Here is a 9502-nt window from a genome sequence, read left to right on the forward strand (position 1 = left end):
CGGTGATCTTCTTGTGCTTGCCGCGCGGGGTCTCTTCCTCGCCGGAGGCCATGAAACAAATCGCGAAATCGGCGAGATCGGCGTGGCTGATGAAGTGCTTGGTGCCGTTGAGCACCCAGCCCGAGCCGTCCTGCACGGCGGTCGCCTTCATGCCGCGCAGGTCGGAACCTGCGCCGGGTTCGGTCATCGCCAGGCAGTCCCACTTCTCGCCGCGGATGCAGGGGAAGAGGTATTTCTCGCGCTGCTCCGGCGTGCCGGCGAGCAGGATGTTGGAGGGACGCGCCACGCAGGTCCAATGCAGCGCGTAATTGGCGCGGCCGAGCTCCTTCTCGTAGAGCAGCCAGCTCACCGTATCGAGCCCGGCGCCGCCGACATCGGCCGGCATGTTGGCAGCGTAGAGCCCCGCTTCGATCGCCTTCGCCTTCAATTCGTCGATCAGCTCGCGGCGCAGCACGCCGGTGCGCTCCACCTCGCGCTCATGCGGGTAGAGCTCGTTCTCGACGAAGGCGCGGGTCGTCTCGACGATAAGTTTCTGCTCTTCCGAAAGACCGAAATACATCGCCTCAGCCCTTCTTCTTGCCGCTCTTCTTCTTCGGCTTTTCGACCTTTACCGCCTTGGCCGGTTTCGCAGCCTTTGCCGGCTTCGCGGCCTTCTTCGCCGGCTTGGCCGCTTCGGCCTTGGCGGAACTCTTCTTCGCCGCGAGTTTGGCGAGCTGCCTGGTATAGTCCTTGTGCAGCGCGCCGGCGCCCCAGCCCTTGCCCTTGTTCTGCCTCGACAGCGCTTCCATGATCGCGACCAGATTGTCGTCGCGGATTTTCTCCAGCTCGCGGATCGAAAGCCCGTGCGCCTGCTCGTCCGACTGGGTGGCGATCAGGTCGACCAGCTCGTCGTTGAATTCCGGCACGTCCATCAGCTTGGTCCAGGGCCATTTCAGGCAAGGCCCGAACTGCGCCATGAAGTGACGCATGCCCGCCTCGCCGCCGGCAACGCGATAGACCTGGAACATGCCCATCTGCGCCCAGCGCAGGCCGAAGGAATAGCGCATGATGTCGTCGAGTTCCTCGACGGTGCAGATGCCGTCCTTGACCAGCCACAGTGCCTCGCGCCATGCGGCTTCGAGCAGGCGGTCGCCGACAAACGCCTCGATCTCCTTGCGCACCACCACCGGTTTCATGCCGATCGAGGCGTAGAGCTCCTTGGCGACCTCGATCGCCTCGGGGAAGGTCTGCTCGCCGCCGACGATCTCGACCAGCGGCAGAAGATAGACCGGGTTGAATGGATGGCCGACGACCAGCCGCTCCGGGTGCTTCTTCATCGCCACCTGCATGTCGGTCGGCTTGATGCCGGAGGTCGACGAGCCGACGATGGCATTGGCCGGCGCATGCTGGTCGATCTCGGCCAGCACCTTGTGCTTGAGGTCGAGCCGCTCCGGCACGCTTTCCTGGATGAAATCGGCGTCGGCCACCGCTTCGCCGATGGTCTTGGCGAAGGTGAGTTTGCCTTCCCTGGGGAGGCCGCCCGGCAGCATCTGCTTGTAGGCGCGGCGCGCGCCCTTCATCACTTCGCCCACCTTGCGTGACGCTTCCGGATCCGGATCGAAGATCGACACGTCGATGCCGTTCAAGAGCAGTCGCGCCACCCAGCCGGCGCCGATGACGCCGCCGCCGATGGCGGCCGCCTTGTTGATGATGCTCATGGGCAGGCTCCGGTTCTTGTCTTGGCTGTATCGGGATTAGTAAGGGCCACACGCTCGCCGGCGCGGATCACTGTCGGGTCGTAGGCCTTGCGGGCGAACACTTCGAGCACGAAGGGCCGGAAGAACTCGATCGGCAGCGTCTCATAGTCGGGGTCGAAGCTCGACTGGTCCCAGCGCTCGCAGAACTGGTCGCAATCGTCGAAATAGAGGTGTCCGGCGAAGTGGTCGCGGGCGTGGCGATTGCCGCCCAGATGATGCGCGTAATAGAGGCGCTGGAAATCGCCGTGCTTTTCCACCACCCAGGTGCATTGCTCGCGCACGAAGGGTTTTAGGATCGCAGCCGCATATTCGTCGTGGTTGTAGGGCGCATAGATGTCGCCGATGTCATGCAGCAGCGCCGAGACGATCCAGTCCGTGTCGGCGCCATCCTGCCAGGCGCGCGTCGCCGCCTGCAGCGAATTGCCGAGCCGGGTGATCTTGTAGCCCGACAGACCCTCGTCGAGCTGCACCAGCGCATCGAGCAGCCGGTCGCCGGTCTTGGCGGCATAGTCGATCTCATGGGCAGTCAGGAATTCGTAGTCTTCCTTGTCGCCGTCCTTCATCGCGGTGAATTTGACGGTGTCAGTCATCGCAAATTCCTGCCTTAAGCTGCAGCAGCTAGGGGCGCCCGCTTGGTGAGATTGAGCTTCTTGCGCACTTCCTCCGGCCCGAGGATCCGCGCGCCGAGATTGGTGACGATGCTCGCGGCGCGCTCGACGAGCTGCGCATTGGTCGCCAGCACGCCCTTGTCGAGCCACAGATTGTCTTCCAGTCCGACGCGGACATTGCCGCCGGCAAGCACCGCCGCCGCGGCATAGGCCATCTGGTTGCGGCCGATCGAGAAGGCCGACCAGTTCCAGGTCGAGGGCACATTGTTGACCATCGCCATGAAGGTGTTGAGGTCGTCCGGCGCGCCCCACGGCACGCCCATGCAGAGCTGCACCAGAGCGTCCGCGTTGAGCACTTTCTCCTCGACCAGTTGCTTGGCGAACCACAGATGTCCGGTGTCGAAGGCCTCGATCTCGGGCTTGACGCCCAGCGCCGTCATCATGCCGCCCATGGCGCGCAGCATGCCGGGCGTGTTGGTCATCACATAGTCGGCTTCGGCGAAGTTCATCGTGCCGCAATCCAGCGTGCAGATCTCCGGCAGGCACTGGCGCACATGCTCCATGCGGTTGGTGGCGCCGCCCATGTCCGTGCCTTTTTCGTTGAGCGGCAGCGGCGCCTCGGGCGAGCCGAACACCATGTCGCCGCCCATGCCCGCGGTGAGGTTCAGCACCACGTCGACATTGGCTTCGCGGATGCGCTCGGTCACTTCGCGATAGAGATGCACGTCGCGCCTAGGCTTGCCGGTCTCGGGATCGCGCACATGGCAGTGGACGATCGCGGCGCCCGCCTTGGCGGCGTCGATCGCCGAATCGGCGATCTGCTTGGGCGAGCGCGGCACATGCGGGCTGCGGTCCTGCGTGCCGCCGGAGCCGGTCACGGCACAGGTAATGAAGACCTCACGGTTCATCGCAAGCGGCATCGTCTATCCTCCCAGGGTCGATCGGCCATGCGTGCCGCCAAAGCGGAAGCCTGTTGGGCTGTGCACGGGATGGATACAGAATGACCGACTTGCCGGAAACTGTTTTGCGTTTTACGAAGCTCTCATGATCAAAAGCGAAAAGCCGCCCATCTTTCGGCCCGAGCGCGAGACGCTCAAGGTGACGTTCCTTGTGTTCTCGGGCTCGTCGATCATGTGCGTGGCCTCGGCCGTCGATCCGTTGCGCGCCGCAAACCGCATCTCGGGCGAGACGCTATTCGATTTCAAGCTGGTCTCGGTCACCGGCGAGGCGCCGGTCACCACTTGCGGCCTCCCCGTGGCCGTCAGCGGCCGCTTCGATGCCGCCGAGCCGACCGACATGCTGGTCGTCGTCGCCGGTTTCGGCACGCAGAACTACGCCACCTCGGCGCTGCTTGCCGGCCTGCGCCGCGCGGCACGCGCCGCGCGCGCCTGCGGCGGCGTCGAGGCCGGCACCTGGCTGGTGGCGCGCGCCGGGCTGCTCGAAGGCCGCAGCGCCACCACCCATTGGGAGGACATGGAGGATTTCTCCGCCGCATTCCCGGGCGTCGACGTGCGGCCGGACCGCTATGTCATCGACGGGCCGGTGTTCACCTCCGGCGGCGCCTCGCCGACCTTCGACCTGATGCTGCATCTGGTCCGCACCAGGCTCGGCATGGCCGCCGCGCTCGATGTGGCGAGCGTCTTCATCTACGATCAGGCGCGCGCCGCGACCGACGCGCAGCCGCTGGTCTCGCTCGGCCGGCTCGACGGCTACGATCCCAGGCTTGCCCAGGCGATCCGGCTGATGGAAGCGCATGTCGACCAGCCGCTCACCATTGACGCCGTGGCCAAGCGCGCCGGCGTCACGGCAAGAACGCTGGAAAGCATCTTTCGCAAATCGATCGGCGAGACGCCCGGCGCCTATTATCTGAGGCTGCGCCTCAGCGCCGCCCGTCGCCTGGTGGTCGACACGCGCATTGCCATGGCCGACATCGCCGGGCGTACCGGCTTTTCGTCCGCAGCCGCGTTTTCCAGGGCATTTTCAAGAGCTTTCGGCGAAGCGCCGGTCAGATTGCGGCGCGGCTGAATATCCACTCGGCTGCTGCCGCGAGATCGTCGACCAGCGCTGCGGGAGCCGGATCGAAGCGTGTTTCGTCGCCGGGACGATATTTGCCGGTGCGCACCAGAAGCGCCGCGCCCAGCCCGGCGCGCAGCGCGCCGGCGACATCGCCCTCGGCGTCGTCGCCGACCATGACCGCATCGGCCGCCGGGCAGTCCAGGTCCGCAAGCGCCGAGAGAAAGAAATCCGGCGACGGCTTGCCGAGCACCACGGGGCTTCGTCCGCTGGCGAATTCCAGCGCTGCGACGAAGGCGCCGGCGTCGAGGCTGAGCTGGCCGTCGGCATCCTTGAAGGTGCGATTGACGGCAAGCGCCACGAAATCGGCACCGGCGGCAAGCTCGCGGAATGCCCGGTTCAGGCTCGCATGGTCGAAGCCCTCGCCGGCATCGCCGACGACGACAGCACGCCCGTTCCCGCCCTCCAGTCCGGAAAACTCGGCTTCGAGGTCGGGATGGACGAGCAGATGCGGCTGGCGGTCGTGATTGCGCAGCCATTCGACCGCGGCGCGCGCCGGCGTCAGCAACTCTTCGTCCGCGACCTCGATGCCCATGGCCACAAGCTGCGCGATGATCTTGCTGCGCGGCGAGCGTGTCGTGTTGCTGACGAAACGCAGCGGCAGGCCGGCCTTACGCAGACGTTCGATAGCCGCGGCCGCGCCTGGTATCGGGGTATCGCCATCGTAGACGACACCCAGAAGATCGAGCAGCACCGCGCGTATCATCGGCGCAGGATGGAGAAACGGTCTCCGTTCGTCAAACCAGGAGAAAATCAGGCCACGAGAGAATCAGGCCACGGAAGAATCAGGCGGCGTCGCGGCCTTCGCCGACTATGCGCGAGCGCATGCTCTTGGCCAGCGCCGTTTCGAGCCGCGCGGCAACCGCGCGATCCCATTCATTTGTCTTGCGCGCATTGTCTTTCGAGTGCGGCAATGCCATCAGCCGGTCGATGATCGATCCGGTCTCGCCGGACGAGAGCAGGGCGTCGATTTCGCGTTCGTGCTGCATATCGGTTCGCCTCCTTCTTCTTCACCCGCCACAGGAGCCACGTTTATACGAAATCCGTGACGGCTGTTTGAAGGCAAGAACGAGGTGATTGAGGGGCAGCGCGGGGCAAAGTTTTGTCGCTTGATTCCGCCCTCGCGAACGCAATTTTCAGGCCTGCCCCGCGTCCCGACTGCTCGGGCGCGAGGCAGCGTGCCGTTCTTTAGACATACCTGTTGACGATGTTTTCGAGCAGCTCCTGCCGGCCGGAGCGCGGCTGCGGCTCGATCTTCGTCTTCACCACGCGTTCGGCGATCTCCTCCAGCGTGCGCTTGCCTGAAAGCATCGCCTCGCCTTCGGCGGTGTTCCAGCCGGCATAGCGTTCGGCGAGCGGACCGGACAGCGCCTTGTCCTCGATCATCTTCGCCGCCGCCTTCAGGCCGCGCGCGCAGGCATCCATGCCGCCGATATGGCCGATCAGCAGGTCGTCCGGGTCGAGCGATTGGCGCCGGAGCTTGGCGTCGAAATTGGTGCCGCCAGTCTTGAAGCCGCCGCCCAGCAGCACCTGGTAATAGGCCAAGGCCATTTCCGGCACATTGTTGGGGAACTGGTCGGTGTCCCAGCCCGATTGGTAGTCGTTGCGGTTCATGTCGATAGAGCCGAAGACGCCCAGCGCGTTGGCCAGAGCCAGTTCGTGCTCGAAGGAATGGCCGGCGAGGATCGCGTGGCCCTGCTCGATGTTGAGCTTGACCTCCTTCTCCAGGCCGAAGCGCTTGAGGAAGCCGTACACAGTGGCGACGTCGTAGTCGTACTGGTGTTTTGTGGGCTCCTGCGGCTTCGGCTCGATCAGGATCGTGCCCTTGAAGCCGATCTTGTGCTTGTAGTCGACGACGAGGTTGAGGAAGCGGCCGGCCTGTTCCTGCTCGCGCGCGAGGTCGGTGTTGAGCAAGGTCTCATAGCCTTCGCGCCCGCCCCACAGCACATAGTTCTCGCCCTTCAGCTTCTTCGTCACGTCGATGCACTTCTTCACCGTCGCCGCCGCATAGGCGAACACATCCGGATCGGGGTTGGTGGCCGCGCCCGACATGAAGCGGCGATGCGAGAACAGGTTCGCCGTGCCCCAGAGCAGCTTGACGCCGGTCTTTTTCATCTTGTCGGCGAAATAGTCGGTGATCTCGTCGAGGCGCGCGGCGCTCTCGGAGAAATCCTTGCCTTCCGGGCGCACGTCGGCATCGTGGAAGCAGAAATAGGGCGCGCCGAGCAGCGAGAACATCTCGAAGGCGACGTCGGCCTTGAGCTTGGCCAGCTCCATCGTGTCGATGCCGCCCGGCTTGGCGAACCAGGGCCGGTCGAAGGTCTGGCCGCCGAACGGGTCGCCGCCCGGCCAGGCAAAGGAATGCCAGTAGGCGACGGCGAAGCGCAGATGGTCTTCCAGCCGCTTGCCGGCCACCACCTCGTCCGGGTTGTAGAAGCGATAGGCCAGCGGATTGGTCGAATCCGGTCCCTCATATTTGATCTTCTTGATGTCGCCGAAAAATCCGCTGCTCATGGTTTCCTTCCTCTCCGGGTGCATTCGCCCGATTACCTCAGGCGTAATTGGTTTCGCTTCTGCGGGGCGCCAAAAAGGTCATGTCGAAACGATCCAACGAAGGAGCATGACAATGACCGACCTCAACACGATCGCCCGCAACTACATCGCCGCCTGGAACGAGAGCGATGCGGCCCGCCGCGAGGCGCTGCTCGAAGCTGCCTTCACCGAGGATGTCAGCTATCGCGACCCGGTCATGCAGGGCGACGGCCATGACGGGGTCGCGTCCCTCATCGACGGCGTCCAGCAGCGCTTCGCCGGCTTCCGTTTCTCGCTGAAGGGCGAGCCCGACGGTTTTGCCGACCGCATACGCTTCTCGTGGAATCTGGGGCCCGAAGGCACGGAGTCGGTCATCGAAGGCACCGACATCGGCGTCATCGAGAACGGCCGCCTGAAGAGCGTCACCGGGTTTTTGGACAAGGTGCCGGCGCAGTGAGGCTAGCCGGGTAAGGCAGGCGCGAGGCCCCCCTCTCTGGCCTGCCGGCTCCGGCCCTTCGCTATCGCTCCGGGCGTTCGTCGTTCGGAAAGCCAAGCAATTGGCTTTCCGCCCGCTGCGCGGACCACTCCTCACCCCCCTCAAGGGAGGAGATCGGATGTCGCTTCGGCTTTCGCCAATCTCCAGCGTTGCAGGAGGTAGCGGGGCATTCCAACTGCCAATCTCCCCCCTTGAGGGGGAGATGCCCGGCAGGGCAGAGAGGGGGGCCTCGCGCCCGCTCATGCGACTACGAGGTGCCTCGCTTCCACTCACGCGGTTACAGCCCTTATCGCCGGGTAAAGCGCGCGATACCTCTGATAGGCATCGGCATAAGCCCCACCAAGCCCGCCTTCCGGCTCAACCGTCGCATCCGTCGCCGGCGCCGTGCATACCGCAAGCGGATCGGCACCGGTCGCGGCTATCAAGCCCAGCCTTGCCGCGCCAAACGCCGCGCCGAAATCGCCGTCAGCGGGAATATCGACCGGCACCTGCAACGCGGTGGCGATCGCCTTCAGCCAGTAGCGCGAGCGCGAGCCGCCGCCGATCGCCGTCACCCTGCTGATCGTCGTGCCGGCCGTCTTCAGCGCTTCGAGGCTGTCGCGGAAGGCGAAGGCGACGCCTTCCAGCACCGCCTGCGTCAGCACGGCCCGGCTCGATTGATGCGCAAGCCCCGTGAAAGAGCCGCGAATGGCGGAATCATTGTGCGGCGTGCGCTCGCCGGAGAGATAAGGCAGGAAGGAGACGCCCGTCGGCGCCTTGAGCGTGTCGCCAAGCTCGCCGGTCAGGTCGCCGGCGCTTTTTCCCGTGATTTCCGAAAGCCAGTTGAGCGAATCGGTCGCGGACAGGATCACGCCCATCTGGTGCCAGGTGTTGGGCAGCGCGTGGCAGAAGGTGTGCACCGCGCTTTCCGGATTGGGCAGATAGGAGGCGTTCGCCGCGAAGAGCACACCCGACGTGCCGAGCGACACGAAGGCGTGGCCCGCGCCGACCGTGCCCATGCCGCAGGCCGAGGCCGCATTGTCGCCGGCACCGCCAGCAATCGGAATGCCTCCCGCGATGCCCCATTTCGAGGCAAGCTCGGCGCGCAGCCCGCCGGCCTTGTCCGTGCCTTCGACCAGTAACGGCATATGCTTCTCGTCGAGCGACGTCGCCGCCAGCAATTCGGGGGCCCAGCGCCGATTGCCGACATCGAGCCAAGACGTGCCGGCTGAGTCCGACATTTCCGAGATGTGTTCGCCGGTCAGCCAGAGCCGCAGATAGTCCTTGGGCAAAAGCACCTTGGCTACCCTGGCAAAGATCGCCGGCTCGTTGTTCTTCACCCAGGCAAGCTTCGGCGCCGTGAAGCCCGGGAAGACGATGTTGCCGGTGAGCTTGCGGAAGCGCGGATCGGCATCGAGCGCCGCCGCCTCGGCATGGCTGCGCGTGTCGTTCCACAGGATGCAGGGGCGCAGCACCTTGTCCGATGCGTCGAGCAGGGTGGCGCCGTGCATCTGGCCGGAAAGGCCGATGCCCTTGACCGCCGCCAGTTCTTTAGGGTGCGAAGCCTTGAGCTCGGCAATTGCGGCCTCGCAGGCCTCGATCCAATGGGCCGGATCCTGCTCCGACCAGCCGGGATGCGGTCGCGACACGTCGAGCGAGCCATTGCCGGCGCCAATGACTTTCTGGTGGTCATCGATCAGCAGCGCCTTGACGCCCGAAGTGCCCAGGTCGAGGCCGAGATACATGATTTCCTCCCACTGCCATTAATTTTTTCGGATCTCGAAAAAATCTGGCTGGCCAGTTTTTAGGGCAAGATCCGTCCCGGGTCAATTCTCAGACAAATCGAATGCGCGCCGCGAGAACAATGCCGACAACGGGCTGTCCGGCCGCGCCAACTGCCGTTCGGCGGTAAGCGCTCGCGCCAGCCCCCTATTGCCGGCGCGCAACGCGGCTTCGATCAGCGTCAGGTCGATCACGGCGCGCTGCGCGTGGCTGCCGCCGAAGCGGTGCGCGATCGAGCGGATCGGCCGGATCAGCCGCACGGCCTCATCGTAGCGGCCCTCGCCGAAGGCCTTGAT

General features: G+C 65.0%; 10 protein-coding genes and 1 pseudogene. 2 read left to right on the top strand and 9 right to left on the bottom strand.

Annotated features, from left to right (window positions below):
- The 4 genes from EOA24_RS16685 to EOA24_RS16700 all read right to left on the bottom strand — a co-directional run.
- The coding region (locus EOA24_RS16685; RefSeq protein ID WP_133374532.1) for an acyl-CoA dehydrogenase family protein at window positions 1-559 on the bottom strand (559 nt) is incomplete at its 3' end.
- Between the two features lie 4 nt (window positions 560-563).
- Complete coding sequence (locus tag EOA24_RS16690) at window positions 564-1697, bottom strand: carnitine 3-dehydrogenase (RefSeq protein WP_126079943.1); 1134 nt, start codon at window positions 1695-1697, stop codon at window positions 564-566.
- A complete protein-coding gene (locus tag EOA24_RS16695) occupies window positions 1694-2326 on the bottom strand; it encodes an HD domain-containing protein (RefSeq protein WP_126079942.1) in 633 nt (210 codons plus the stop codon). Before EOA24_RS16695 ends, EOA24_RS16690 begins: the two co-directional genes overlap by 4 nt.
- Window positions 2327-2340: 14 nt before the next feature.
- On the bottom strand, window positions 2341-3264 hold the full coding sequence (locus EOA24_RS16700) for a 3-keto-5-aminohexanoate cleavage protein (RefSeq protein ID WP_126079941.1): 924 nt from the start codon (window positions 3262-3264) through the stop codon (window positions 2341-2343).
- Window positions 3265-3388: 124 nt separating this feature from the next.
- On the opposite strand from EOA24_RS16700, the gene EOA24_RS16705 reads away from it, so the two are divergent.
- Window positions 3389-4369 carry a GlxA family transcriptional regulator gene (locus tag EOA24_RS16705; protein ID WP_126079940.1) on the top strand — a complete coding sequence of 327 codons (981 nt, stop codon included), beginning with the start codon at window positions 3389-3391 and terminating at the stop codon, window positions 4367-4369.
- Here the strand turns inward: EOA24_RS16705 and EOA24_RS16710 are convergent.
- From EOA24_RS16710 to xylA, 3 genes are all read right to left on the bottom strand, one after another.
- Complete coding sequence (locus EOA24_RS16710; RefSeq protein WP_348526433.1) at window positions 4350-5111, bottom strand: TIGR01458 family HAD-type hydrolase; 762 nt, start codon at window positions 5109-5111, stop codon at window positions 4350-4352. The two genes, EOA24_RS16705 and EOA24_RS16710, sit on opposite strands and share 20 nt — an antisense overlap.
- 91 nt (window positions 5112-5202) lie before the next feature.
- Window positions 5203-5406: a hypothetical protein gene (locus EOA24_RS16715; RefSeq protein ID WP_126079938.1), complete on the bottom strand. Its 204-nt coding sequence runs from the start codon at window positions 5404-5406 to the stop codon at window positions 5203-5205.
- 199 nt (window positions 5407-5605) lie between these two features.
- Window positions 5606-6931 carry a xylose isomerase gene (gene xylA, locus EOA24_RS16720; RefSeq protein ID WP_126079937.1) on the bottom strand — a complete coding sequence of 442 codons (1326 nt, stop codon included), beginning with the start codon at window positions 6929-6931 and terminating at the stop codon, window positions 5606-5608.
- A gap of 112 nt (window positions 6932-7043) precedes the next feature.
- Here xylA and EOA24_RS16725 point away from each other — a divergent pair, with 112 nt between their 5' ends.
- Window positions 7044-7406 (top strand): nuclear transport factor 2 family protein, encoded by a 363-nt coding sequence (locus EOA24_RS16725; protein ID WP_126079936.1) that lies wholly within the window; start codon window positions 7044-7046, stop codon window positions 7404-7406.
- 308 nt (window positions 7407-7714) lie between these two features.
- Here the strand turns inward: EOA24_RS16725 and xylB are convergent, their stop codons facing one another.
- Window positions 7715-9169 (bottom strand): xylulokinase, encoded by a 1455-nt coding sequence (gene xylB, locus EOA24_RS16730; protein WP_126079935.1) that lies wholly within the window; start codon window positions 9167-9169, stop codon window positions 7715-7717.
- Window positions 9170-9250: 81 nt separating this feature from the next.
- Window positions 9251-9502, bottom strand: a pseudogene (locus tag EOA24_RS16735) (tetratricopeptide repeat protein); the annotation flags it as partial.

This window comes from Mesorhizobium sp. M2A.F.Ca.ET.039.01.1.1 (assembly GCF_003998035.1).
In the GTDB taxonomy this organism is placed as follows: Bacteria; Pseudomonadota; Alphaproteobacteria; order Rhizobiales; family Rhizobiaceae; genus Mesorhizobium.

Coding starts and splice junctions, on each gene's coding strand:
- EOA24_RS16690 (WP_126079943.1), bottom strand. CDS start 1,697: ATGAGCATCATCAACAAGGCGGCCGCCATCGGCGGCGGCGTCATCGGC.
- EOA24_RS16695 (WP_126079942.1), bottom strand. CDS start 2,326: ATGACTGACACCGTCAAATTCACCGCGATGAAGGACGGCGACAAGGAA.
- EOA24_RS16700 (WP_126079941.1), bottom strand. CDS start 3,264: ATGCCGCTTGCGATGAACCGTGAGGTCTTCATTACCTGTGCCGTGACC.
- EOA24_RS16705 (WP_126079940.1), top strand. CDS start 3,389: ATGATCAAAAGCGAAAAGCCGCCCATCTTTCGGCCCGAGCGCGAGACG.
- EOA24_RS16715 (WP_126079938.1), bottom strand. CDS start 5,406: ATGCAGCACGAACGCGAAATCGACGCCCTGCTCTCGTCCGGCGAGACC.
- xylA (WP_126079937.1), bottom strand. CDS start 6,931: ATGAGCAGCGGATTTTTCGGCGACATCAAGAAGATCAAATATGAGGGA.
- EOA24_RS16725 (WP_126079936.1), top strand. CDS start 7,044: ATGACCGACCTCAACACGATCGCCCGCAACTACATCGCCGCCTGGAAC.
- xylB (WP_126079935.1), bottom strand. CDS start 9,169: ATGTATCTCGGCCTCGACCTGGGCACTTCGGGCGTCAAGGCGCTGCTG.